General features: G+C 47.4%; 25 protein-coding genes. 7 read left to right on the top strand and 18 right to left on the bottom strand.

Annotated elements, in window-relative coordinates; genetic code table 11:
* Nucleotides 1-26: 26 nt before the first annotated feature.
* From PBAL39_RS12355 to PBAL39_RS12345, 3 genes are read right to left on the bottom strand one after another with little or no spacing between them, the layout of a single operon-like run.
* Entirely contained in the window at nucleotides 27-1,376 is a 1,350-nt protein-coding gene (locus PBAL39_RS12355) for a hypothetical protein (RefSeq protein ID WP_008241881.1), read from the bottom strand.
* Complete coding sequence (locus PBAL39_RS12350; protein WP_008241880.1) at nucleotides 1,373-1,906, bottom strand: hypothetical protein; 534 nt, start codon at nucleotides 1,904-1,906, stop codon at nucleotides 1,373-1,375. Before PBAL39_RS12350 ends, PBAL39_RS12355 begins: the two co-directional genes overlap by 4 nt.
* On the bottom strand, nucleotides 1,899-2,453 hold the full coding sequence (locus PBAL39_RS12345; RefSeq protein WP_039866509.1) for an RNA polymerase sigma factor: 555 nt from the start codon (nucleotides 2,451-2,453) through the stop codon (nucleotides 1,899-1,901). The genes PBAL39_RS12350 and PBAL39_RS12345 overlap by 8 nt, the downstream gene beginning before the upstream one ends.
* A gap of 147 nt (nucleotides 2,454-2,600) precedes the next feature.
* Between PBAL39_RS12345 and aspS the strand changes: the two genes are divergently transcribed.
* Entirely contained in the window at nucleotides 2,601-4,346 is a 1,746-nt protein-coding gene (gene aspS, locus PBAL39_RS12340; protein ID WP_008241872.1) for an aspartate--tRNA ligase, read from the top strand.
* A gap of 64 nt (nucleotides 4,347-4,410) precedes the next feature.
* Here aspS and PBAL39_RS12335 read toward each other — a convergent pair whose 3' ends face one another.
* From PBAL39_RS12335 to PBAL39_RS12310, 6 genes are all read right to left on the bottom strand, one after another.
* Nucleotides 4,411-4,854, bottom strand: a complete 444-nt coding sequence (locus PBAL39_RS12335; RefSeq protein WP_008241870.1) for a hypothetical protein — start codon at nucleotides 4,852-4,854, stop codon at nucleotides 4,411-4,413.
* Entirely contained in the window at nucleotides 4,838-5,221 is a 384-nt protein-coding gene (locus tag PBAL39_RS12330; RefSeq protein WP_008241869.1) for a phage holin family protein, read from the bottom strand. Before PBAL39_RS12330 ends, PBAL39_RS12335 begins: the two co-directional genes overlap by 17 nt.
* A gap of 30 nt (nucleotides 5,222-5,251) precedes the next feature.
* Nucleotides 5,252-5,518 carry a YtxH domain-containing protein gene (locus PBAL39_RS12325; protein ID WP_008241868.1) on the bottom strand — a complete coding sequence of 89 codons (267 nt, stop codon included), beginning with the start codon at nucleotides 5,516-5,518 and terminating at the stop codon, nucleotides 5,252-5,254.
* A gap of 46 nt (nucleotides 5,519-5,564) precedes the next feature.
* The gene (locus PBAL39_RS12320; RefSeq protein ID WP_008241866.1) at nucleotides 5,565-6,617 is read right to left on the bottom strand and encodes an AI-2E family transporter; all 1,053 of its coding nucleotides are present in this window, start codon (nucleotides 6,615-6,617) and stop codon (nucleotides 5,565-5,567) included.
* A 3-nt stretch (nucleotides 6,618-6,620) separates the two neighbouring features.
* A complete protein-coding gene (locus PBAL39_RS12315; protein WP_008241864.1) occupies nucleotides 6,621-8,021 on the bottom strand; it encodes a sigma-54 dependent transcriptional regulator in 1,401 nt (466 codons plus the stop codon).
* A gap of 168 nt (nucleotides 8,022-8,189) precedes the next feature.
* Nucleotides 8,190-8,972 (bottom strand): enoyl-CoA hydratase/isomerase family protein, encoded by a 783-nt coding sequence (locus PBAL39_RS12310; protein WP_008241862.1) that lies wholly within the window; start codon nucleotides 8,970-8,972, stop codon nucleotides 8,190-8,192.
* Nucleotides 8,973-9,189: 217 nt separating this feature from the next.
* Between PBAL39_RS12310 and PBAL39_RS12305 the strand changes: the two genes are divergently transcribed.
* A complete protein-coding gene (locus PBAL39_RS12305) occupies nucleotides 9,190-10,851 on the top strand; it encodes a glutamine--tRNA ligase/YqeY domain fusion protein (RefSeq protein WP_008241861.1) in 1,662 nt (553 codons plus the stop codon).
* Nucleotides 10,852-10,954: 103 nt separating this feature from the next.
* Here PBAL39_RS12305 and PBAL39_RS12300 read toward each other — a convergent pair whose 3' ends face one another.
* Complete coding sequence (locus tag PBAL39_RS12300; protein WP_008241859.1) at nucleotides 10,955-11,791, bottom strand: N-acetylmuramoyl-L-alanine amidase; 837 nt, start codon at nucleotides 11,789-11,791, stop codon at nucleotides 10,955-10,957.
* A gap of 136 nt (nucleotides 11,792-11,927) precedes the next feature.
* On the opposite strand from PBAL39_RS12300, the gene PBAL39_RS12295 reads away from it, so the two are divergent.
* Complete coding sequence (locus tag PBAL39_RS12295; RefSeq protein ID WP_050784342.1) at nucleotides 11,928-13,607, top strand: Zn-dependent hydrolase; 1,680 nt, start codon at nucleotides 11,928-11,930, stop codon at nucleotides 13,605-13,607.
* A gap of 58 nt (nucleotides 13,608-13,665) precedes the next feature.
* On the opposite strand, the gene PBAL39_RS12290 is transcribed toward PBAL39_RS12295, so the two are convergent.
* The 8 genes from PBAL39_RS12290 to gltX form a co-directional block, all read right to left on the bottom strand.
* A complete protein-coding gene (locus PBAL39_RS12290) occupies nucleotides 13,666-14,028 on the bottom strand; it encodes a response regulator (protein WP_008241856.1) in 363 nt (120 codons plus the stop codon).
* A 22-nt stretch (nucleotides 14,029-14,050) separates the two neighbouring features.
* The gene (locus PBAL39_RS12285) at nucleotides 14,051-14,614 is read right to left on the bottom strand and encodes a chemotaxis protein CheB (RefSeq protein WP_008241855.1); all 564 of its coding nucleotides are present in this window, start codon (nucleotides 14,612-14,614) and stop codon (nucleotides 14,051-14,053) included.
* Entirely contained in the window at nucleotides 14,614-15,435 is an 822-nt protein-coding gene (locus PBAL39_RS12280; RefSeq protein WP_008241852.1) for a protein-glutamate O-methyltransferase CheR, read from the bottom strand. Before PBAL39_RS12280 ends, PBAL39_RS12285 begins: the two co-directional genes overlap by 1 nt.
* Before the next feature lies 1 nt (nucleotide 15,436).
* Nucleotides 15,437-15,808, bottom strand: a complete 372-nt coding sequence (locus tag PBAL39_RS12275) for a response regulator (protein WP_039866507.1) — start codon at nucleotides 15,806-15,808, stop codon at nucleotides 15,437-15,439.
* Nucleotides 15,809-15,831: 23 nt separating this feature from the next.
* Entirely contained in the window at nucleotides 15,832-19,428 is a 3,597-nt protein-coding gene (locus tag PBAL39_RS12270; RefSeq protein WP_008241849.1) for a response regulator, read from the bottom strand.
* Nucleotides 19,429-19,443: 15 nt separating this feature from the next.
* Nucleotides 19,444-20,568: a hybrid sensor histidine kinase/response regulator gene (locus PBAL39_RS12265; RefSeq protein WP_008241847.1), complete on the bottom strand. Its 1,125-nt coding sequence runs from the start codon at nucleotides 20,566-20,568 to the stop codon at nucleotides 19,444-19,446.
* A 141-nt stretch (nucleotides 20,569-20,709) separates the two neighbouring features.
* The gene (locus tag PBAL39_RS12260) at nucleotides 20,710-21,549 is read right to left on the bottom strand and encodes a neutral zinc metallopeptidase (protein WP_008241845.1); all 840 of its coding nucleotides are present in this window, start codon (nucleotides 21,547-21,549) and stop codon (nucleotides 20,710-20,712) included.
* 74 nt (nucleotides 21,550-21,623) lie between these two features.
* Nucleotides 21,624-23,132, bottom strand: a complete 1,509-nt coding sequence (gltX, locus tag PBAL39_RS12255; protein ID WP_008241844.1) for a glutamate--tRNA ligase — start codon at nucleotides 23,130-23,132, stop codon at nucleotides 21,624-21,626.
* A gap of 90 nt (nucleotides 23,133-23,222) precedes the next feature.
* Here gltX and PBAL39_RS12250 point away from each other — a divergent pair, with 90 nt between their 5' ends.
* The 4 genes from PBAL39_RS12250 (at nucleotide 23,223) to PBAL39_RS12235 (ending at nucleotide 25,846) form a co-directional block, all read left to right on the top strand.
* The gene (locus PBAL39_RS12250) at nucleotides 23,223-24,440 is read left to right on the top strand and encodes a HAMP domain-containing sensor histidine kinase (RefSeq protein WP_008241841.1); all 1,218 of its coding nucleotides are present in this window, start codon (nucleotides 23,223-23,225) and stop codon (nucleotides 24,438-24,440) included.
* The gene (locus PBAL39_RS12245; protein WP_008241840.1) at nucleotides 24,418-24,921 is read left to right on the top strand and encodes a DinB family protein; all 504 of its coding nucleotides are present in this window, start codon (nucleotides 24,418-24,420) and stop codon (nucleotides 24,919-24,921) included. The genes PBAL39_RS12250 and PBAL39_RS12245 overlap by 23 nt, the downstream gene beginning before the upstream one ends.
* Nucleotides 24,921-25,346, top strand: a complete 426-nt coding sequence (locus PBAL39_RS12240; protein WP_008241836.1) for a hotdog fold thioesterase — start codon at nucleotides 24,921-24,923, stop codon at nucleotides 25,344-25,346. The genes PBAL39_RS12245 and PBAL39_RS12240 overlap by 1 nt, the downstream gene beginning before the upstream one ends.
* Before the next feature lie 131 nt (nucleotides 25,347-25,477).
* Nucleotides 25,478-25,846, top strand: coding sequence for a DUF6249 domain-containing protein (locus PBAL39_RS12235; protein WP_039866504.1), 369 nt, complete (start codon nucleotides 25,478-25,480; stop codon nucleotides 25,844-25,846).
* Nucleotides 25,847-25,858 lie beyond the last annotated feature (12 nt).

Below are 25,858 nucleotides of genomic sequence, written 5' to 3'. Positions count from 1 at the left end.
TATGTTTTACGCTGTCCGCGAGCAACTTACTTAAACAATACGCTACCATAGTCGGTACTCAAACTAACCTTACCTGAGCCGCCACGACCGATGGTCCCCGTATAATTCCTGGTGGAGGAGTAACTCTTGTCGTCCGGGTCCCGGTCTGACTTTGCCGCTACAGCATCCCCATACTTAAAACTGCCGTAATTGGTCCTCACGCTGAAGTCGCCATGATAATTATCTGCAAAACCAAGACTGACACCTACGTAATTGGCCTTTACTGCCAGTGCACGGCAAGCGCTCGTAATCTGGTCAACAGACAGTCTATTGTAATCCATCCTGAAGTTGGCGTCTCCTTTAAGGGTTCCGACTTTTACAGTGGTATATTGACCATTGAGGTTTAGTTTTCCTACGTTAGCGATGGTAATGTTATTGTATTGCTGCTTTATCGCAGCATTGCCACTTACTGTGCCGATATTCACATTCGTATACTGCGCATCCAGATCCAGATTATCGACAGAGCCTATGGTCAGCCCGGAACCATACTGCTGGCGGATCACCGCATCTCCTTTAATGGAGCCAATGTTTACTCCTGCATACTGCGCATTCAGGTCAAGCGTACCAACAACAGCAATGGCAAGCCCGGAGCCATACTGCTGTTTCACTACGGCCTTGTTCAACTCCTGGATGTCAGCCTTGCCGTATTGCACGGACACATAGTTGTTGTTGTTCATCAGTCGACCGGCATTGAAATTTCCATATTGTGCCTTTACATACAGCGGGCCTGAGAAATTTCCCATAACCACATTTCCATACTGGTTACTCAGGCTGAGCGCTGCACTTGCAGGTAGAAAAAGGACATAATCAATCCTTACTTCCCTTCGCCAGGACTTGCTGCCATTCTTACCCCTGCTATAATTTCCTCCTCCTACATTGGTACGGAAGGTGACCTCATCGCCCTCTTTGGCAGCTGTAATGCTCACGTCTTCCAGCATCTGTTGGGCATCATTTTCACTTTTTGCCCAGGCCTTAATGGTCACATCTACCCGGGCCTCTTTTTTATCCCAGGTTTTCACCTGCACCTCGCCATATTTATTGCTGAGCAGCACCTTATCCGACTGGTCCAGGGAAAAAGACTTAGTAATGGTTCTGGACCGCATGGGATCATCTGCATCATGTTGCTGCCCGACATTGTCGCTAGTAGTTGTTGTAGTCGTACTCACCACATTTATCTTTACCCGTACGGGGCGAATCGCTACTTCAATTTTAGGCAAAGGCAAAGGGAATGTAACCGCCATCTGCTCCTGTGCAGCAGGCATCTCCGGGGCCTCCTGTGCCATTGTCGCCTGGATCAGAAAACTCACTCCTATCATTCCCAACATCAACTTTTTCATATCTGATTCTCCTTTTTATATTCGTCTACCTCAGTGATGATCGACAACTGCTGGCTGATCACCTGCAGCTGCAACTCAAGATTTTTGACCATCGCTTTAACCACAACCTTCTGATTAGGACTGTTTTGTAACTCTTTTTTTAACGCTTCGTAACTGTTACCCAATTTAGTCAGATCGGCACTGAACTGCGCATACAATTCCGGATTTTTCTTCGCAAAGACCTCCAGGCTGTCTTTCTTTTCCTCAATGAGGCTCGCAAACTTCAGTTCCTTCTTTGCATATATTGGGTTAATGTCAGCAATCTGCAGCTCCTCATTTCCTCTGTTACGATAGGTATATGTAAAAATAAGCCCCATCACCACGATCAAGGATGCAGCTATACCTAACCACAACGGCACCCCCGAACGCTTTTTTACCGTCTGCCCATCCAGCGCATCACTAATCTTACCCCAAAGCTGGTCTGATGGCAAATTGACATCAAACTCTTTCCTATGCTCCCTGATGTACTCCTCTAACCCCTTGTTATTCATCTTTTGCTCCTATCTTTGCTAATAATCCATTTAATTTCATTTTTGCACGCATGTACTGCGTCCTTGATGTGCTTTCTGAAATCTTCAGAATGTGCGCGATCTCTTCGTGGTCATATCCATCAAAAAGGTACAAACTCAGCACCACCCTATATTTATCGGGAAGCTGCGCTATGCCAGCTTTCACCTCTTCCACCCGCAGCGCCAGGTCTTCCACATCCGCAGAGGGCTCCTCTGCCAAATCCACCGCCTCGATGCTCACAAACTCCACCTTCCGCTTGCGCAGGTAATTGATGGACTTGTTGATCACAATCTGCTTCAGCCACAGGCCAAAAGTTGTTTCTCCCCTGAAGCTGTCCAGCCGTGTAAAGGCATCCAGAAAGGATTCCTGCAGCACGTCCTCCGCCTCCTCTTCATAGTTCACAATCCTCAGCGCAACATTGTACATAGCCCTGGCATACAACTTGTAAATTTCAAATTGTGCCTTCCGGCTTCCCTGCCGGCACTCGTTCACGAGTGTTACGTGTTTGTCTATATATGCCGTTTCCAATTGCTTTCTAATTCGTCTATAGGACACCCGCTTTTTTGAAACGTTGCACGATAAACAAAAATATTTTCAATATACTACGCTAAATTCAATGCGACCTGAAATATGTGGGTCAAAATCAATATTTTTGCGACCTAATACTGATTAATAATGTTAAGAACAACTACTTGCGGAGCTTTAACCATTGAGAATTTAGGCGAAAACGTGGTCTTATGTGGCTGGGTACAGAAATCAAGAGACCTGGGCGGAATGACTTTTATTGACATCCGCGACAGATATGGCATCACGCAGCTGGTATTCAATATGGATGACAACCGCGATCTTTGTGAGGCTGCCCGCAATCTGGGCCGTGAATTTGTCATCAAAGCCAGCGGAACGGTAGTAGAACGATCCAATAAAAACTTAAAAATGCCTACCGGTGAAGTGGAAATCAAAATCACTGCCCTGGAAGTGCTCAATGCAGCAAAACTGCCACCTTTCATGATCGAAGATGATACAGATGGTGGTGATGACCTGCGCATGAAATACCGTTACCTTGACTTACGCCGCAATCCGTTGCGCAACAATATGGTGTTGCGCCATAGAATGGCACAATCGGTACGCCGTTACCTTGACAAACTTGACTTTATCGAAGTGGAAACTCCGGTGCTCATCAAGTCTACTCCTGAAGGGGCCCGCGACTTTGTCGTGCCAAGCCGCATGAACGAAGGCCAGTTTTATGCACTTCCCCAATCTCCGCAAACCTTTAAGCAGTTGCTGATGGTCTCTGGCTTCGACCGCTATTTCCAGATTGTCAAATGCTTCAGGGATGAGGATTTACGTGCCGACAGACAGCCGGAATTTACACAGATCGACTGCGAAATGTCTTTCATTGAGCAGGAAGACATCCTCAATACTTTCGAAGGGTTGATCCGTACCTTGTTTAAAGAAATCAAAGGCATAGACCTTCCTGAGGTCCCTAGAATGCAATACGCGGACGCAATGCGATTTTATGGCTCCGATAAACCGGACACCCGCTTTGACATGCGTTTTGTAGAACTGAATGACATGGTTAAAGGAAAAGATTTCCCTGTATTTGACAATGCGGAACTCGTGATCGGCATTAATGCTGCCGGCTGTGCGGCTTATACCCGCAAGCAAGTAGATGAGCTGACAGATTTCATTAAACGTCCTCAGATTGGCGCCACGGGCTTGATCTACATGAGACACAATGAAGATGGATCGTTGAAATCTTCCGTAGATAAGTTTTACAATGAAGAAGAATTAAAAAAATGGTCTGATGCCATGAACACCAAACCGGGAGACCTGGTATTGATCATGGCAGGAACACAGGACAAGGTGCGCAAGCAACTGAGCGAATTGCGTCTGGAAATGGGTACACGCCTTGGTCTGCGCGACAAAAATACATACAGTGCCCTCTGGGTGCTGGACTTCCCGCTCCTGGAATGGGATGAGGAGACGGAACGTTATCACGCCATGCACCACCCTTTTACTTCTCCAAAACCGGAAGACATCTCACTCCTGGATACCGCTCCGGGAGCAGTAAGGGCAAATGCTTATGATATGGTGGTCAATGGAACTGAAATTGGTGGTGGATCCATCAGGATCCACGACAGAACGCTGCAGGCGCTGATGTTCAAGCACCTTGGATTCTCTCCTGAAGAAGCACAGAAACAATTCGGGTTCCTTATGGATGCGTTTGAATTTGGTGCTCCTCCACATGGTGGTATCGCCTTCGGCTTTGACAGGCTCTGCTCCATCTTCGCCGGACTGGATAGCATCCGCGATGTAATCGCATTTCCTAAAAACAATTCCGGAAGAGATGTCATGATTGACAGCCCTTCTGCCATTGATGATAAACAGTTAAATGAGCTGAAGATTAAATCTACCATATAAGCAGCTGATATCAATCCATAAAAAAAGGAAGCCATATACTCAGGCTTCCTTTTTTTATGTTCATTTAATAAGTTTCACTATCAGGAGGAATACCGTAATCAATATCCCTCGCATCGACGGTTTTCTTTTTTCCCGAGCCGGTAAATATTGATTTTACCGCATTAAAAATGCCGGATATATGCTCCGCATCAAGCGACTTTCCAACCTTTCCGGAGGCAAGCCCAACCAATGTCTTAGTTAAGATCCCTGAGCCCTTAAAAAGGGTTCTGTTCATAAATATTGGAAGTGCCCATGACAACACGGTACTGCTGATGTTATACTTGTCATCCGCCTTTAAAAACGCAGAGGGTGTCGCAAACCGTTTAATCAGGTTCCCCGGCGTAAACTGACGGACGTATTTTTTTGAATCATCAATCAACACCTCTTCTTTAAGCCGGTACTCCGCTTTTAGCTTGGAAACTTCTGCATGAAGGTCATCCAGGTTACGGATGTTATACTTTCTGCTCATCTTCCTCCTCCTTGTCGGCCAGCTTATTAAAATAATTACGGATAGAAAAGTTTACGATGGCTTTTTCAATATATTTATCCTTGGTAAAATAAACAATCAATGCCAATGCGACATAGATGAGTGCCACGCAACCAAATCCCCTGGTATAACTGCCTAAAACATCTGATAAGAACAGGGCTAAAGTAAAGGTTCCAAACAGAAAGGCCAGGATAAAACATATCGCCACCGCCGCATTGGTCACCAGATCGGCAAAAACTTTGGAGGCACGCTCTACCATATACAACCGGGTATATTCTATCCGGGTATTGATATAACTCTTGGTATCTTCCAGTAAGTCTTCGAAATCTTTTTCTTTATTTTCCTGCATTATTTTAGATTTTGGCTTGTTTACCGTGAATTAAGCGTGCTCAACGTCGTCTGCAAATTCTTCCTCTGCATCACGAAGCTTGCTCTTTACTGAACTCACAACCTTATCTTTAAGGTTCGCCAGATTGTTGATTTCATCTGCAGCCCTGTCTTTGATAGAATCACCAAGGTCTTTCAGCGACTGGCTCAACTTATCCCTGGTATCACTGCCTTTATCCGGCGCAAACAATAAACCTAAAGCCGCTCCTGCAGCTAAACCGGCCAATAGCCCAACTAGTACTTTTGAATTATCATTCATGACATTTAAATTTTTTGTTTAACATTCACTACGCTGGAATATAAAATTATAACCCCTCGTGTTCGGAAATTGTTTTAATTCTTTCCAATCTTTCCGTCGCCATGGCACTGGTTTCATAGATTTTCACCAAAAGAATGAAATATGACAGCAGCAGGGGACCAAATACAAGGCCCAATATTCCAAATAATGGTATACCAATAACTACGCCAATTACGGTAATAATGGGATGGATGTTGCCAACTTTCTTTGCAATCATGAAACGCAACACATTGTCTATGTTAATGATCACCACAAAACCGAAAATCAACATGGCCCAGGCAGCAACATTATTGCCGTTGAGCATTTGTATAATTGCCGCGGGAACAAACACAATCGGAGGCCCCAGCACAGGCACAAAGGAGATGAATGTGGTGATCACCCCCCAAAACAAAGGGTCGGGATAATCGAGTACATAAAAAGCAAGACTCACCAGCGAGCCCTGCACCATGGCAATAAACCCCTGTCCGAGGACATTCGCATAAGTCGTATTCCTCATCTCCAATGCAAAACGCTGTGCATTCTGCTCTCTGAAGGGCGCGTACTTGAGCAGCGAGGACTCAAAACGCTCGCGTTCCACCAGCATAAAATATAAAAGAAAGTACATGAGGAGCAGCCCCAGCACGGTATTAAAAGCGCCCGAGATTAAGGAGGGGAAGAGCTCCGTAACCCAGTTACCTGCTTTTTTCATACCATCCTCAATCAGGTTTTGAAAGTCGCCACCCACAGGAATGAGGTGTTTGAGCTTAAACAGCAGGTTTTTAAAATAAATCTGGTCCTTCTGCAGGTCGGCAATCTTTTCGATTACCATGGTGCTTAGTGCATAAAAAGGCAGAATGATCACCACCACCGATACGACCAACAGCAAGACCGCCGCCACACGTTTGTTCATTTTCTTCTCCTCCACCAGGTACATAAATGCCGGACGGAGGATGGTGAACATAACAAGCGTACTGAGAATAGAACCAAATATACCCTGCAGCGAATAGGCAATTAAACAACCCAGAGCAATAATGATCACCAGGTTGATGGTATTCCGCTGTTTGTAGGTAAAAAGAGACATCACTTAGGATTCCAGGTTAATTGCCCTCATCTTATTGTACAAGGTCTTGCGGTCAATATTCAGGATCTTCGCAGCCTTTGTTTTATTGAAATTAACTTCTCTGAGCACTTTCAGGATGGCCTCATATTCAGCTTCCAATGCTGCATTTTTGAGGTCTCTTGGTTTTTCTACCCTTGAGATCGAGTGTTCCATGGCAGAAGCCTTTGCGTAGGTAGATATTTCCAGTGGGAGTGCTTTCAGCTGGATTTCCTGACTCTCTGTCAACAATGTGGCGCGGCGTACCACATTTTTCAGCTCACGCACATTTCCAGGCCAGTTGTAGGTCAGAAAACATTCTTCCACTTCCGCAGAGAAGCCCTGCACATTTCTGTTAAGCTCATGATTGGCAACCTCCAGGAAGTTTGCAGCAAACACCATGATGTCACGTCCGCGCTGACTCAGCGGCGGCAGGTTGATTGAAAATTCGTTGAAACGGTGGTACAGATCTTCGCGGAAACGCCCCTTTTGAATGGCATGTCCCAGATTTTCATTGGTGGCCACGATGATGCGCACATCCAGGTCGATCTCCTTCGTGCTGCCGATTCTTTTAATTTTACGTTCCTGCACCGTACGGAGCAGCGCCGCCTGGATCTCGTAGGAAAGGTTCCCTACTTCATCCAGAAACAAGGTACCTCCATTGGCCATCTCAAAATGACCGATCTTAGTATATAAGGCACCTGTAAAAGATCCTTTCTCATGGCCAAAGAATTCACTACCTGCAAGTTCCTTCGTCAGTGAACCACAGTCCATCGCCACAAAGGGCTGGTTTTTCCGTGGACTGTTCAGGTGGATGGCCATCGCCACAGACTCCTTCCCTGTACCGCTTTCACCGGTAAGGATCACACTGTAGGAGGTTGGCGCTACCAGCTGGATCTGCTTGTACAGTTCTTTTGACGCAGGACTCTGCCCTGCTACAAAATCATCCGCCTCCCCATAAATCTCTTTACTCGGCTTCGTCTTAGGCTCTTCCACTATCGCAGTCTCCTGTCCGGTGCTCAATGCAGCCTGCGTATCTATTGCTTTGTTGATTGTATTTAAGATTTCATCCGGATACAGCGGCTTGGTGATGTAATCATAGGCACCAAGTTTGATCAGCTCCACTGCCAGCTTGATATCGGAATATCCTGTAATAATGATGACACCCGTACGAGGGTAACTCGCCTTGATTTTTACCAACATCTCCCTACCGTCTGTATCTTCCAGACGGTAATCACATAACACCAAATCATAATGTTCCTTTGCCAGATGTTCCATCGCTGAACTACCACTCGTGGCTGTTGATACACTAAAAGAATTCCTGGTCAGGAATTTAGATAGCAATAAACCAATGTTTATCTCATCATCAACAATCAATATGTTTCTCATATAAAAATGAATTGTGGGCTGCCCGTTTAATTAGATAAATATAAATACAATTTTTATCATGGGAAATTTTTTCTACACTTTTTGCTAGATTAACGATCTTTTCATTCACATCGGGCATAAAAAAGCCTGTCGGCGAAACTGACAGGCGGACAGATCTTCAAGATGGGACTATTGACCGCTGAAATTCGGTTTTCTCTTTTCCAGGAAAGCAGTTGTGCCTTCCTTAAAATCAACGGTACCGAAACATGCTCCGAAAGCGGAGATTTCCGTTTCAAATCCATTCTCCTCATGACTGACTGCGGCATTTATGGCTTTAATCGCGTACGATATTGCCGAGGGTGAGCGCAGCTTTATTTTTTCGATCAGCTCCCCCGCCTTACTTTGGAGTTCCCCTATTGGAACTACATGATTTACCAGGCCAATCTCCGCCGCACGTTCGGCAGAAATCATCTCCGCAGTAGTGATCAGCTCCATCGCATGCCCTTTTCCGACCAGCTGCGTCAGCCGTTGCGTGCCCCCATACCCTGGGATCAGGCCCAGGGAAACTTCTGGCAGCCCAAGCCGCGCATGATCCGCAGCCAGCCTGATGTGACAGGCCATGGCCAGCTCCAGTCCACCACCCAGTGCAAATCCGTTAATGGCGGCAACCACCGGTTTAGGGCAGCGTTCAATCGCATCAAATACATTATGCTGACCTTCCCGCGCCAGCGCTTCACCCTCAGCAGCTGAAAAAGCAGCAAATTCGGTGATATCAGCGCCCGCCACAAAAGCCTTCTCTCCTGCGCCTGTGAGCAGCACCGCCTTTACCGCTGCAGTACTTTCCGCATAGGCAATGACATGTGCGAGTTCCGACAGCGTCTCTTTGTTCAGCGCGTTTAATTTACGTTCCCTGTTGATGGTGACATAAAGCACCTCCGCCCTTAATTCTGATAAAATATGCTGATATACCATCTCTTAAAAATTTTATGTTTCTTCTTCCGGTCTTTATATAACCATCGATAATTACCTTTATTGTGCCCTGAAGCAGACAAACAACACACACTCCCTGCGGAGGCTTTTGGATGTCGGTATGTGGCATGTTCTGCACACAATTTATATGAATAGTGTAAGGTAAAAGTAAGTAAATTAGCCGTTTTATGTTAACTTTGAATATTAATTTACAGTTTTTATGAGTGAAGAAAGATCATTGAACTTTATAGAAGAGATCATTGAGAACGATTTAAATAGCGGAAAATACGATACGTTAATTACCCGTTTTCCTCCGGAGCCAAATGGGTACCTCCACATTGGACATGCAAAGGCCATCTGCCTTAACTTCGGACTGACAAAAAAATATGGTGGTTATACCAACCTGAGATTTGATGACACCAACCCGGTGACAGAGAAAACCGAATATGTAGACAGTCAGCAGGAAGATATCCGTTGGCTGGGCTTTGAATGGAAAAACGAACTCTATACTTCCGACTACTTTGATACCCTTTACGATTTTGCTGTAAAGCTGATTGAGAAGGGACTTGCTTATGTAGACCACAGTACTGCCGAAGATATTGCCGCCCTGAAAGGCACACCTACAGAGCCTGGAACGGATAGTGCCGACAGAGGACGCAGCATTGCCGAAAATCTGGATCTTTTCAGCCGCATGAAAGCCGGCGAGTTCGCCGATGGCTTCTGCACTTTGAGGGCTAAAATCGATATGGCCAGCACCAACATGCTGATGCGCGACCCGATCATCTACCGCATTAAACACGCAGAACACCACAGGACCGGCAACAAATGGTGCATCTATCCGATGTACGACTTCGCGCATGGTCAGAGCGACAGCATCGAGACCATTACCCATTCGATATGTACGCTGGAGTATGTATCACACCGTGAGCTGTACGACTGGTTCATTGAACACCTGGAAATCTTTCCATCAAAACAATATGAATTTGCCCGCCTCAACCTTTCCTATACCGTAATGAGCAAGCGTAAGCTGCTCCAACTGGTAAACGAAGGTGTGGTCAGCGGATGGGATGACCCCCGGATGCCTACCATAAGTGGATTGAGGAGACGTGGGTATACCCCGGAAAGCATCCGCGAATTTTGTGAAAGGATCGGCATCGCCAAAAGAGAAAACATCATTGAGCTCAGCCTGCTGGAGTTCTGCGTGCGCGAGCACCTCAACAAAACAGCCAACAGGGTCATGGCAGTCATGGATCCCATCAAACTGGTCATCACCAACTACCCTGAAGGTCAGGAAGAAACCCTTATCGGAGAGAACAATCCTGAGGCAGAAGATAAAGGTGGCAGCAGGGAGATCCCTTTCAGCAACGAGCTTTGGATCGAACGTGAGGACTTCATGGAAGAACCGGCAAAAAAATGGTTCCGCCTCGCACCGGGTGCGACGGTCAGACTGAAACATGCCTACATCGTTAAATGTGAAGACTTCCGCAAGGATGCCGATGGCAACATCACTGAAGTGCACTGTACCTATATCCCTGAATCCAAAAGTGGAGAAGATACGAGTGGCATCAATGTGAAGGGAACCATCCATTGGGTGAGCACAAAACATGCTAAAAGTGCAGAGATCAGGGTTTATGACCGCCTGTTCAGCGTAGAATCCCCTGATGCTGAAGAAGGTGATTTTAAGGATTACCTTAACCCGAACAGCATGGAGCTGATCAAAAATGCCTACATAGAGCCTTTCCTGGCCAATGCAGACATCAACTCCAGGTACCAGTTCATCAGAAAAGGATACTATTGTGTAGATAAAGATTCGACCCCGGAAAGAATCATCTTCAACCGTACTGTAGGATTGAAAGATGCCTGGGCTAAAACAAACAAATAAGCTTTATTAAGAGCAGGAAGCGTAACGGGCGCAGGGTTTCATCAACCTGCGCCCGTTTTTTGTTTGACCTGAGGAATACACCCCTAGTAAGGGAATATGAAACCTACATATATTTCTTGTAGAGGTTAAACAGGATCAGTTTATCGGTTGCAGTCAGCACAGCCGTGTTGTCATTTTGTACAAAATGAAGCTTGAAGGCGGAGATCGCAGACTTCAGGTTAGCGGTATTGTAACCGATGATCCGCAACGCCAAGGTGGTATCAAAGTTTTCCGGAGGCAGCTGCAGTACATCGTCATACCAGAAACCAAAGCCTTTTTTCGCCAGGACCTTCCATGGAAAATTCATTGGATCGACCTTACGCCCCGGAGCAATGTCGGCATGTCCGATAAAATTCGCTGTAGGGATGTTATATTTCTTTTTTAAAACCTCCAGCACGCCCACCAGACTACGCAGCTGCGCATCTGTAAATGGATCTGTCTTTCCGTTGTTGTCCAGCTCAATGCCAATGGAGGAGGAATTCAGGTCTGAATCGTTACCCCACTTCGCGGCCCCGGCATGGTTGGCACGCAGGTAATCATTGACCATTTGTACCACTTTCCCATCCCTGCCGATGACATAGTGGGCACTAACTTCTGCCTTAGCATTCAAAAAGGTATTCACCGTCTGTGTAAGGGAGTCTTGTGCGGTATGGTGGATGATCACAAAATTAGGCTTACGGATACCGAAGTTCACGGAGCCAATCCAGGACTGGATCCCCTGGTCCAGCGTAGGGATCTGCTGCCCTTCCGGAGGTGTAGCCGACAGCACCGTCGCAAAGCCCTTTGCCTTCTCTTTATAAATCTTTTCCGTTGCCGCGTACCTGCCCGCAGAACAGGCCGACAACAGCAATACCGTGCCCATCAGCAAAGCCTTCCCTCTAAATTTCTTCACGTTTTTCATAATAGATGTATAAAGCCGTGAAATTACTATTTTTTACTAATTTAGCCGCCATCTTAATGACCATCAACAAAAAGAATGAATCCGTTGTTTGTATGTTGGCACCACACCGCATTACAAACAAAAAAACAAATACAATATGAAGAACATAAGCAAGTTAAAGCTTGTCATCACGGGTTGTGTGATGCTGACAGGAATGGCCGCCTGCACCAACCAGAATGGAACATCTACCACAGCTACCAAGACAGATTCGGCAACAGACAGCCTCCAGCGCTACGTAAATGACCGGATTGGCATCTATGAAAAGGTCAAACTGACCACCAACCTGAATGAGCTCACACCCAAAGAACGTGAAATCCTACCGCTACTCATACAGGCGGCGCAAATTATGGACGAGCTGTTCTGGAAACAGGCATACCCGAAAAGGGACAGCCTCCTGAGCACCATTAAAGATGAAAAAACCAGGAGTTTCCTGACCATCAACTACGGCCCATGGGACAGGCTCAATGGTGATAAACCTTTTATTGCAGGGATCGGTGCCAAGCCTGATGCAGCATCCTTCTATCCTCCAGGAATGACCAAGGAAGAACTTGAAAAATCAGATGTAAAGGACAAAATGGGACTGTATTCTGTTATCCAGCGCGACAGCACCGGAAAGCTGGTTTCCGTTCCTTACCACATCCTCTACGCCTCAGAACTGCAAAAAGCATCCAACCTACTGAAACAGGCTGCACTGCTGGCGGAGGATGCCGGCTTCAAAAACTACCTGAACCTGCGTGCGGATGCGCTGGTGTCTGACAATTACACCGCCAGCGACTATGCCTGGATGGACATGAAAACCAACAACCTCGACATCATCATCGGCCCCATTGAAAACTATGAAGACAAACTTTTCAACGCCCGCGCTTCTTATGAGGCTTATGTGCTGGTAAAAGATAAGGTATGGAGCAAACGCCTGGCGAAATATGTCAGCATGTTGCCTCAGCTGCAGGAAGGCCTCCCTGTGGATGCAAAGTATAAGAAAGAAAAACCGGGAACAGACTCTGAGCTCAATGCTTATGATGTCATCTACTATGCCGGCGACTGCAATGCGGGGTCAAAAACCATCGCCGTCAACCTGCCGAATGATGAGATCATCCAGCAGAAAAAAGGAACACGCCGCTCACAGCTTAAAAATGCCATGAAAGCGAAGTTCGATAAGATCCTGATCCCGATTGCCAATGAGCTCATCGATAAGGACCAGCTACAATACGTCAACTTCGACTCCTTCTTCTCCAACGTCATGTTCCACGAGGTGGCCCACGGCCTGGGCATCAAACAGACCGTTACGGGCAAAGGGTTCGTGAAAGAAGCCCTACAGGAACAATATTCATGGCTGGAAGAGGGAAAAGCTGATGTACTTGGCCTGTACATGGTGACTGGACTCCTCAAAAAAGGAGAGCTGGAAGGCGACCTGAAGTCATTCTACACCACTTATATGGCAGGAATACTGCGCTCCGTAAGGTTTGGGGCAGCCAGTGCACATGGAAAAGCGAATATGCAGTGTTTCAACTTCTTTAAAGAGCAGGGCGCATTTGTAAGGAATGCCAATGGCACCTACAAAGTAGATTTCGCCAAGTTCGAAACTGCTATGAATGGCCTCAGCAAACTCATCATCACCCTTCAGGGCAATGGCGACAAAGCCGCAGTTGAAAAAACACAGAAAGAAAAAGCAGTGATATCGGCTGAATTACAAGCAGACCTGAACAGACTTACAGAAAAAGGAATTCCGGTAGATATCGTTTTTGAGCAGGGAGTAGATGTACTTGGCGTCAAATAACAACAGATGATTTCTTATAAAAAGGCCATCAGTGAACGATCACTGATGGCCTTTCCTTTTATAAATGACGCTGAATGATGTTTTCCAGCTCCTGGATGTCAAAAGGCTTCGACAGGTACCCATCAGCTCCGGCCTGCGCTGCAAGCGATTTAACGTCGTTATTTGCCGTGAAATAAATGACGGGGATGCGCTTCAGCTCATCATGCGCTTTCAACTCGCGTGTGGCGTCAATCCCACCCACATCTGGCAGCCAGTTGTCCATAAAGATCACATCCGGCATGTAAGCCATGACCTGGTCAACAATCTGATTGGAGGTAGATGATGTTTTCACCTCGTAGCCTGCATCCTCCAGAATGATGGTACACAGCTCAAGAATATCAGTATTGTCATCAAAGACAAAGACTTTTTTAGGTTCTCCCATTTATATTTTTAGTTAATAATCCCTATGACAACAAATTTATAAATTCCGGCATATCTTCAATACGCAAAATCCGGTCTATGTTCACCCGCTTCCGGGCTTCTTCCGGCATATAAGCCACCTGCGCAGATTCCGGGTCCTGGATTGTTGCCAGTCCACCCCACTGCTTAACGCTCTTCAATCCTTCCACACCGTCGGCATTAGACCCCGACAACAGCAGACATACCAGCCCTGCCCCGTAAACCTCCGCCGCCGTCTGAAAGGTGGCATCTATCGCCGGCCGCGAGAAGTTGATCTTCTCCGAATAATCGAGAGAGAAAGTATGGTCCAGTTCAATCAGCAGGTGGTAGTCTGAGGGTGCCACATACACCGTTCCCGGCAAAATGGTTTCCTTCTCCTCCACCTCTTTCACCCGCAGCGAAGTACGTGCCGACAGCAGGTCGGGCAGGAGTGAATCTGCGCCATGCTTCCGGTGTATGACAATCACGATGGGAAAGCTCAGGTCAGTACGTACCAGTGGAAGTACCTTCAACAGCACATCCAGGCTTCCTGCAGAACCTCCGATCACAAATGCGTCACACTTTCCCATTAGCTTACCTTTCGCCAGATTTTATGATTAGCCAATCGTTTATATTTACCCGTTATGGGTGAAAAATCTATCGTCTCCTTCGTGCCCAGGGCCATATACCCCAAGTCATCCAGACTGTCATCAAACAACTGGAGCACCTTGTTCTGCAGGTCCCGGTCAAAATAAATCAACACATTCCTGCAAAGGATCAATTGAAATTCGTTAAAAGAATGATCTGAAACAAGGTTATGTGTAGAAAAAATAATTTTTCTTTTCAATTCCTCATCAAACTTCGCCAGTGAATAACTGGCGGTATAATAGCTGGAAAAGTCGTTTGTACCTCCCGAGAGAATGTAGTTTTCCGAATACTGTTTCATCTGCGCAAGTCCGAACATCCCTTGTGCTGCCTTTTCCAGCACGGTGGGGTTCAGGTCCGTGGCATAAATCAACGACTTCTGGAGCAAATTGAGCTCCTTCAGCAGGATCGACATAGAATAAGCCTCCTCCCCTGTGGAGCATCCCGCCAGCCAGATGCGGATAAAGGGATACGTGCCCAGCTTGGGTAACACTGTATCGCGCAGAGTCTTAAAAAATACCGGATCACGGAACATCTCCGTCACGTTCACCGTGATCTGCTCCACAAACCGTTTGAAATAATCCTGGTCATTGTTCACACGGTACCGGAATTCGGCAAAACTCAATGCCTTATCCAGTGAATACAACCTGATGATCCTCCTCTTCAGCGAAGCCCTGGAATAACCGGTAAAATCATAACCGTATTGTTCCAGCAGATCCGCCAGCAGCAGCTCTACTTGCTCATCATTCACTACAGGTAACTCCAAATCAGGTAAGATATCGGGTAAGTAAATTGGTCAGTTCATCCACATTAATTGGCTTGGATACATAGCCTACTGCACCTGCTTCCAGGCAACGTTCACGGTCACCCAGCATGGCCTGGGCAGTCACTGCAATAACAGGGATCTCTTTCAGATCAGGGTCTTTGCTCATCACTTCCATCGCCTGGTATCCATCCATACCCGGCATCATCATGTCCATCAGCACTACAGAAATCTCCTTGTCCTGCTTTAACAGGTCAATGCCTTCTTCTCCTCCTGCGGCCGACAAACACTGGTAGCCTCTGGCACGAAGTACCGCCGAGAGTGCAAAAATATTCCGGTTGTCGTCGTCTATTATCAATACTTTATTATCCGCCATATGTGTTGAAATACGGTTTGTCATTAAACTTTATCATATAACCATACCCTTAGCAGGGAGATCAGTTGGTCCACATCCACCGGCTTGGAGATGTAATCTGAAGCTCCTGCAGCGATGCATTTCTCCCGGTCTCCCATCATTGCCTTGGCAGTAACAGCTAAAATTGGCAAATGTTTGTAGGCACTGATCTTTCTGATTTCTCGTGTGCTTTCATATCCGTCCATCTCCGGCATCATCATGTCCATAAGCACAACATCCACCATCGGGTTGTCTTTAAGGATCTGGAGGGCTTCTTTTCCGTCCGTAGCGGCAAGAACTTTCATTTTATGTTGCTCCAGTGCTTTAGTGAGCGAAAAGATGTTTCGTACATCATCGTCTGCAATCAGCACCGTTTTGTTATTGAGCACCTCGTAAAGGCCACCCAGCTTACCTGACAGTGGTTTTTTGAACTTGCTGTCGGCCTGTCTTTCCTCCACAAGGTGCAGGAACAAGCCGGCTTCGTCCAGGATCCGCTGGTAGGAATGCGCTGTTTTCACGACGATGGAATCTGCATACTGACGGATCCGCGTTTCTTCTCCTTTGCTTAAGTTCTTACCCGTAAAGATGATGATCGGCAGGTTTTCCAGCCCCTCGCTTTTTTTAATAGTCTCCAGGGTATCGTAAGCATTTTTGTCCGGAATCCCCATATCAAGGATCACACAGTCTACTTCTTTTTTATGCAGCGCACCAATGCTGTCGCCAACATTGCCGGCAATTTCGGTCTGGATGTTATAGTTGCTCAGGAAGTAACTTAGGGCCTCCGCATGCTGTTTGTTCTCTTCCACGATCAATACCTTCTTAGGATGTCTGCTCAGTGCATCTTCCAGTTTGGTAAAGATTTGTTTCATCTGCTCCAGTGCCACCGGCTTATTGATGAAGTCGACAGCGCCTCTCAGCAGGCTCTTCTTTCTCATCTCCAGCGAAGACATGATGTGTACAGGGATAGGTTTTGTCACCGGATTGGACTTCAGCTCTTCCATCACCTGCCAGCCATCTTTGACAGGCAGCTGGATGTCCAGCAGAATTGCCAGCGGTTTATAGTGGTTAGCCAGCTCGATTCCCACATCACCACGAACGGCTACAATCCCTTTGTAGTCACGTTTACGTGTGAAGTTCAGCAATGTTTTCGCAAAATTGGTATCATCCTCAATGATGAGGATCACCTTGTCGCCTGCCTGGATATCATTCCTGTCATCTTCTACCTCCTGAGGGATGGTATCCACCGTGAATCGTTCGGCAACCTCCTCCAGGGCATTCTCAATATAGGTAATCTTTGAGGAGATTTCTTTTTCTACGTCAGCCTCAATGACATCCACGCGCCTTACCGGCAAGGAGAAGGTAAAGGAACTGCCTACATTTTCCTTGCTGGTCAGCTCAATCTCGCCACCAAGGATCTTCGCAAGCTCCCTGCTGATCGAAAGACCGAGACCTGTACCGCCGAACTTACGTCTGGTCGACCCGTCTGCCTGCTGGAAGGCCTCAAAGATGAGCCCCTGTTTGTCTGTAGCAATACCAATCCCGGTATCGGTGACCGTGAATTGCACAAACTTCCCGGAATCATCCTTTTTAACGGTAAGGCTCACCTTGCCCTGCGTAGTGAATTTAATGGCATTGGAAAGCAGGTTTTTCAGGATCTGCTCCAGACGCATCTTATCGGTTTCCACCTCAGGTATGCGCTCCTCGACCTCTACAGCAAACTGCAGCTGTTTATTCTTTGCCAGCGGACTGAACATAGAGCGCATATCGGTCGATACTTCATCAATATTTACCGATGCAAACTCCAGCTTCATCTTTCCTGCCTCAATTTTCGAAAGGTCAAGAATCTCATCGATCAGTCCCAAAAGACCCTGACCGGAGCTCTGTATCACCTCCGCATATTCAATGTATTCTTTATCCAGATCCTTGTTCTCAGACATCAGTTTAGACAACAACAGGATGGAGTTCAGTGGTGTCCTCAACTCATGCGACATATTCGCCAGGAACTCGGACTTGTATTTTGTGCTCTGCTCCAGCTGTTCTGCCTTTTGCTGAATGTCCTGGTTGCGTTCCTGGATCAATTGGTTTTTTTCTTCGAGCAATGTGGTCCGTTCCTCCAGCTCCTGGTTGCTTTGCAGCAGCTCTTCCTGTTGTACGCGCAGCTCCTCCTCGGAGGTCTGGATCTTCTGGCTTTGTGCCTCCAGCTCTGCGTTGAGCCCCTCCAGTTCAGTATGCTGTGCCTGCAGCTCTTCTGCCTGTGCCTGTGTTTCTTCCAGGAAGTCCTGTAATTTCTTACGGTTCTGCGCGACATGGATCCCGATACCGATGTTTGCCCCGATGTTCTGGAAGAATTCCAGCTGCAATGATGTATAACAGTTCAGGGAGCCGATTTCTATCACCCCGATCACTTCGCCATTCCTGAATACAGGCACAGCTACTACGTTTCGTGGCCTGGTGTCGCCACTGGCATAACTGATGGTCATCTCCCCCTGCGGGATGTCATTGATCAGCAATTGTTTTCCGGACTTTAACACCTGTCCGGCAAGTCCTTCTCCGATTTTGAACATCTGACGCTCCTGGCGCTCCACAAGGGAATAACCTGCCGTCAGATGTATGTGCCTGTCGTCGCCAAGCAGGTAAAAGGCAGCCACCTGACTGTCGGTATGTTCAACGATGCTGGTCAAAATATCACCTGCAAGTACAGGAACTTCTTTCTCACCAACCATCTTGTCATTGAGCTTGGCGATACCTGATTGCAGCCATTCTTTATCTCCAAGCAAAGAAAACGAATATTTTAGCGACTCTGCCATGGCATTCAGCGACCCGGCAACACTGCCCAAACCATCTTTCTGGTCCTGATCCAGCCTGACGTCATAATCTCCGCTGGAGATCTGCTCGGCAATCTGACGCACCACCTCAATACGGGTATCAATTTCTTCATTTTTGGCCTGCAGCTCCATCTCGAGACGGATCCTTTCAGCAAAATCACCCGATACCTTCCTATAAAAGAAAAAGGTAATCAAAACCGCCAGAACCGCAGCAATCACGATCACAGTCGGTGTATATCCGGAGATGACGTTCAGCTCGGAAACCCTTTCGCCCAACAGGCGCTTTTCTTCGGTCTCCATAGCCTTTACCAGTGTCCGCGCATTGTCCATGTAAGTTTTGCCGTTCTTGAGGTCGGTGACACTCACGTTTCCGCCCTGACGTCTGAGTTCAATGGTCTGACGGAGAATGGTCAGTCGCTGATCAATCACCGACTTTAGCTCTTTTGCATTCCTTTGCTGCACGGGATTGTCCTTTGTCAGCTCGGCCACCTCATCCAGCACCAGCAATGCGTGGCGGCGTGCACCCGTATAGGGTTCCAGAAAGACCTCATCACCTGTAAGGAGAAACCCTCTCTGGCCCGTTTCCGCATCTTTCAACGTCGAAATGATATCGGCAACACCGGTAATCACCTGGTTGCTGTGTTGTACCAGATCAGAGCTCTTGATCAGGCCCTCAATACTTTTGTAGGAAGCCAGCGAACTGATGAACAGGATGGCCAGTGAAAGGCCCAGTCCAACACGCAGGTTTCTTCTCAAAGATTTTTGCTTTGCTTGCATACTTAAAAAATAGTGTTATTCTGTTTCAGAAATGGAATGTATTGGAATATGGAAATAGAACTCAGAGCCTTCACCAGGTGTGCTGTTAACGCCAATCTCCCCCTCATGTCTCCTGATGATCTCCGAAGAAATGAAGAGCCCGATGCCAAGTCCCTGAAAGTGGATCGCTGTCTCCTCCACACGGTAAAACTTTTCGAAAACATTCTTCTGCTGTTCCTCGCTGATGCCGATGCCGAAGTCCCGCACCCCCACATAAATGCGGTCGCCACGGTCCTCAACATTGATCTGCACCTCCGTCGTTCCTGGAGAATACTTAATGGCATTGGTCAGGAAGTTGATGACAACCTGCTCTATGCGCAGCTCATCCCCAAAGATTTCCCTGGAGAAGCCGCCTTTTTTAACGATATTAAACTCTGGGTTAGACTGATTGATGATCTCCAGCACATTATCCAGCATGGCATCCATCACGAAGGGTTTCATGTTGAACTTCATCTTGCCGCTTTCAATCTTGGAGATGTCCAGCAGGTCTGTGATCAGGCCGTTGAGTTTCTCTAATTGCACCTGCGCCTTACCGAGGTGTTTTCTGAGTGTAGGTACGTCTCCCTTTTCAACGCTGCGTTCCAGAAGCTGCACATAACCCTTCACACTGGTGAGGGGGGTCTTGAGCTCGTGACTGGCAATGCTGATGAACTCGTCTTTCTTGCGCTCCGCCTGTTTGCGGAACTCAATCTCATCCAGCAGGGCTTTTTGTATTTCAATGAGTTTTCGGCTTTGCTCGTAGATGCGGTAAAAGGTTTTAACCTTCAGCAGCAACACGTCCATATCTACCGGTTTGGTGATGTAGTCCAACCCACCTGAAGAATATCCTTTAGTGATGAACCGAAGCTCGGTGTTTGCTGCCGACAAGAAGATAATCGCTGTTTCCTTCGCCTTGCTGTATCCGGAGATCGCCTCCGCTACTTCAAAGCCATCCATTCCCGGCATCTGCACATCGAGAATGATGAGTACATACTCATTTCTGAGTACCTTCTTTAGGGCTTCTTCTCCCGAAGATGCGGTATCAACTTCAAAATTATGTTTCTCAAGGACCTTTTTTAGAGAGATCAGGTTCTCGGGCGTGTCATCAACAATTAGTATCATCTGTTAAATTAAATGAGGCGCTTATCTTTCCCGGCCTCGCATTCACTATTATTGTGGAACAGTTTGCTGCTAAAGTTATACAACTTCATAGAATAATAGGTGTCTAAACACCTTTTATATCAAAAAATTGACATCACTAAATCATAAGTCCCTGGCATTGAAGGTGTCTCCATCACTGATCTTGCCACTTTCAAAACCCTTTTTAAACCAATATACCCTTTGCGCAGAGGTACCATGCGTAAATGCATCGGGGACCACCTCTCCCTGGGCCTGCTTCTGAAGCTTGTCGTCACCAATGGCATTTGCCGCGGTCAGCGCCTCCTCCAGATCTCCTTCTTCTAATTTAAAATCTTTTAACAGCTGTGCATCATGAGCCCACAGTCCTGCAAAATAATCAGCCTGCAGCTCCAGTTTCACTGACAGCTTATTGTATTCTTTTTCACTCAGCTGGCCACGTGCCTGCTGCAATTTGTCTGAAATTCCAAGCAGGTTCTGAACGTGGTGTCCTACTTCATGGGCAATGACATAAGCCTGCGCAAAGTCGCCCGCAGCGCCAAATCTGTTTTTTAATTCTTCGTAAAAACTAAGGTCAATGTATACTTTATGGTCTCCGGGGCAATAGAACGGGCCAACGGCTGAACTGGCGTTCCCGCAGGCCGACTGGACACTGTTGCTAAACAACACCAGCACAGGCTGCTCATAAGTTTTACCGAGCTGGTCAAATTGCTTGACCCATACCTGGTTGGTAGATTCCAGGACGCCGTCCACAAACTGAGCTTCCTTATCCTGTGGATCTCCCTTTTTGCCTTCTACTGGTGCCGCGTCACCAAGGGGCAGCTGGCTCACCAGACCGGTCAGGTCCTGACCAAAGAAGAGTCCCAGAATAACGATAATAATGCCGACACCACCTCCGATGAGGCCACCGCCACTCATCCCCCGCCGGTCTTCAATATTCCCGCTCCCTTTACCGAACCATTGCATAGAATTCTAGTTTAAATTGGTTTATCCCGTTTGCGCGACAATTGTTATACCAATTTAAACCAGAATCAATTTTTTTAAGCGAAAGCTTCCACTGCCCTGCTGATTCTTTTTACTGTTTCTGTTGTTTTCAGTGCTACAGCAATGTCAAATACTCCGGGCCCAAATTTGCCGCCGACCAGCATGATGCGGAAGGGAAGCATGAGTTCCCCGGGTTTAAAATTGTGCACTGCTGCAAGCTCCTTGAACTTTTCTTCCAGTTCAGCGGCATTCAGCCCGTCGGCAATCACCATGCTGTAAGCCTCAAAGAATGCGGCTTTCTCGGCTGTCCATTTAGGTTTTACGGCCGGCAGATCGTATTCGGACGGCGCATTAAAAAAATATGAACTTTGAGGAATAAAATCGGTAAGCAGTGTACAGCGATCTTTAATCAGGTCAATCACCTGTTCCAGATATGCGTCATCGCTCAGATCCGTGCCTTCAGCGGCAAACGTCGCTTTTACCATTGGCAGCAGCGCTGTCGCAGGTGTATTTTTAACCCATTCGTGGTTGTACCATTTTGCCTTCTCAAAATCAAACTTTGCTCCTGCCTTGCTGATACGCTCTACAGAGAATTTCTCGATCAGCTCCGCCATGCTGAACAGCTCCTTGTCGGTACCGTCATTCCAGCCGAGCATGGCCAGCAGGTTGACGAAAGCCTCGGGCATAAAGCCCAGCTCGCGGAAGCCTGTAGTCAGATCGCCGGTCTTCGGATCAGTCCAGTTTTGTGCATATACCGGGAAGCCCAGTCTGTCGCCATCACGTTTGCTCAGCTTTCCATTGCCATCAGGCTTCAGGATCAGGGGAAGGTGTACCCACTGAGGCATTTCATCAGCCCAGCCCAGGTATCGCCACAACAAAATGTGTATCGGTGCTGAGGGCAGCCACTCTTCACCTCTGAAGATATGCGTGATCTCCATGGCCCGGTCGTCTGCCACCACAGCAAGGTGGTAGGTCGGCATGCCGTCAGCCTTCAGCAGCACTTTATCGTCTACCAGATTTGTATCAAAGCTCACATGCCCGCGGATCAGGTCGGTAAAAGAGACCAGCTCATCTTCAGGCATCTTTATGCGGATCACATGTGGTGCATCAGCAGCCAGCAATGCGGCCACCTCGGCCTCAGCCAGCGTAAGGGAGTTCCTCATGCCCTCGCGCGTAGACAGTCCGTAAGTAAAATTAGGGATTTCCTTCCTTTTGGCCTCCAGTTCTTCAGGAGTGTCAAAGGCATAATAAGCATAACCATCATTCACCAGCTGCTCTGCATACTGGCGGTAGCTGGCTTTACGTTCGCTCTGGCGATACGGCCCGTAATTGCCACCTACGTCCGGACTTTCGTCCGGAGACATACCACACCATTCCAGGCAGGCAGCAATGTATTCCTCCGCGCCGGCAACAAAGCGGGTCTGGTCAGTATCTTCCACACGCAGGATAAACGATCCATTGTGTTTTTTAGCAAACAAATAATTAAATAAAGCGGTGCGTACACCACCCAGATGTAACCCACCGGTAGGGCTGGGCGCAAATCTTACTCTTACTTTCTTTTCCATAATTACTACCTGCAAAGATATATTTTTTAACGCGTTAGCCTTCTATTCATCTATTTTTGAATGCTATTTCGTAATTTGCCATCGTAAGACATGAATCCATACGAAAAAAAACGCCGCTGGAAATTCTTTTTATTGATTTTCGCCTTTGTCATCGGTACAGCATCAGTATTCTACAGCGATTTCTTTGTGAAAAAGATGGAACGGGAAGAGCAGGTACAATTTCAGCTCTTTGCGAAGGTAACAGAGCAGACCCTGGTCATGTACGATGACGACCGGTATACCGACCTGATCGACCTCGTGAGGACCAACACCAAACTACCCATCATCATCACCAATGAGGAAGGAGCCATCGTCACCTATCAGGGCCTGGACTCCACAAAGACCAATTATGACATCGAGAAAAAGGACAACGTCACCTACGACCCTGCATTTTTTGTAAGGGAGCTCAAAAAAATGAATGAGCAGCATCCGCCAACGCCCATCATCGGCCTCGACGGCAAGCGCCTCTATATCTACTACCGCGACTCACCTACACTGACACAGCTGCGCTACTTCCCCTACATCCAGCTGGCAGTTATCGGCCTTTTCCTCCTTACCGCCTATGTAGCGTTCAGCTCTGCACGGAAGGCTGAACAGGATCAGGTGTGGGTAGGTATGGCAAAAGAAACGGCTCATCAGCTGGGCACTCCCATTTCCTCGCTCATGGCCTGGATCGAACTGATGAAGTCGCGTTTTGATGCCGAAGATGACCCCCTTATTGCCGAGATGGAAAATGACCTGAAACGACTGGAGGTCATTACCGATCGCTTTTCGAAGATCGGCTCCAAACCCATTGTTGAGGATCATGTGGTCTACACCGTAATTTATAACTTCGTGGCCTACTTCAAGCTGCGCACCTCAGATAAGATCATCTTCCAGATCACCGGTGATGACCAGGTGCGCGCGCTCATCAATGTCCCCCTGTTTGACTGGGTCATTGAAAACTTACTGAAAAATGCCGCAAACGCCATTGAAAACGAAGGCTCCATTACCATCAACATCATCGAAAACCTCGCCAAGGAAGAAGTGTTCATCGATGTTACTGATACCGGGAAAGGCATCGCACGCTCCAAGTTCGATGCGGTATTCCAGCCCGGGTATACCACCCGAAAACGTGGATGGGGACTGGGCCTATCCCTTACCAAACGCATCATCGAGAATTACCACAACGGACAGATTTTCGTTAAAGATTCTGAACTGGATAAAGGTACGACCTTCCGCATCATCCTTAAAAGCAGCATTACCTATGAACCGACCTCAAACTCATGATTACCCCGCCTGGGCGGAAACCTACATCAGCAAGGTAGGTGATGACGTCATGGCCATCCTTGAACAACAGGCAACCGGCTTTCCTGAATACCTAAAAAGCCTGGAGCACATTGCGGACCACGCTTACGCACCTGGCAAATGGACCATCAGGGAGATGGCGGGCCACATCATTGACACTGAGCGCATCCTGGTTTACCGGCTCACCTGCTTTGCCCGCGCAGAGCAACATGCCCTGCCTGGATTTGAAGAAGACGACTATGTGAGCAATGCCCGTTTCTCAGAACGTAGCCTGGAGAGTCTAACAGAGGAATTTATGTTGTTGAGAAAGGCAAACCTCTTCCTTTTCCGCTCCCTGAATGAACACGAACTCAGTCGCAGCGGCACTGCCTCCGGAAGGCAGATCAATGTCCACGCCCTCCTTTTTGTGATCGCAGGACACCTGATCCACCATACACAGATCATTGAAGAAAGGTATTTATAATGTGGTTCACCTCCTTTAGCCCTGAAAGCCTCAATGAAAGGCCCGGACAACACCTGGGCACTTTACTGGACATTCGTTTTACGGAGGTCAGTGAAGATGCGCTGACAGCAACCATGCCCGTCGATGAGCGTACGCAGCAGCCTGCGGGAATCCTTCATGGAGGGGCCTCCGTTGTCCTCGCTGAAACCCTCGGCAGCGTAGCCTCCACCATGTGCATCGATCAGGAAAAATTCATTGCCGTAGGACTGGAAGTGAATGCCAATCACCTCCGCCCGGTAAAAAGTGGTCATGTTACAGGCATCTGCAAAGCACTCCATATCGGTGCCAAAACGCATGTTTGGGAGATCAGGATCTATACGGACAAAGGTAAAATGAGCTGCATCTGCCGTCTTACTGTAGCCATATTGCCGAAGCCAAAGGCCTAACCCGATTTCACAACATTGTGGCTCCCTTCTGCAACTAAATTATTTTTTTGAGTTCGGCTGTAACCTGCTTGATTTCCATGTGGTCATAGTGGTATAAAACATATAATGACCTATCATCAAAAAGAGAAATAATGGGACCAGAAGTATTAGTACCGACCACCTTTTTTATCACTACAACAGCCTTGATCTTCGGCATCCGGTACATGTCAAATAAAGAGAAAATGGCTATGATTGAGCGGGGTTTAGACCCTATTGGCTTAAAAAACAATGTCAGTCCGCCAAAACCATTTGTAAGCCTGAAATTCGGCCTGCTGCTCGTCGGCCTTGGCCTGGGTTTACTCATCTCCCTGTTTATTGTAAGGGGCATCTCCGTAGATGACGATGAGGCGGCGGCTGTATATTTTGGCTGTCTGAGCATCTTTGGAGGACTTGGATTGATTGCCTCCTACATCGTAGAGAAAAACTGGCTGGACAAGCAGAAACAAGATCCGGGACTTTAATCCTATATTGAA

The organism is Pedobacter sp. BAL39 (genome assembly GCF_000170795.1).
In the GTDB taxonomy this organism is placed as follows: Bacteria; Bacteroidota; Bacteroidia; order Sphingobacteriales; family Sphingobacteriaceae; genus Pedobacter.
This window is presented reverse-complemented; position numbering and strand designations above follow the sequence as displayed.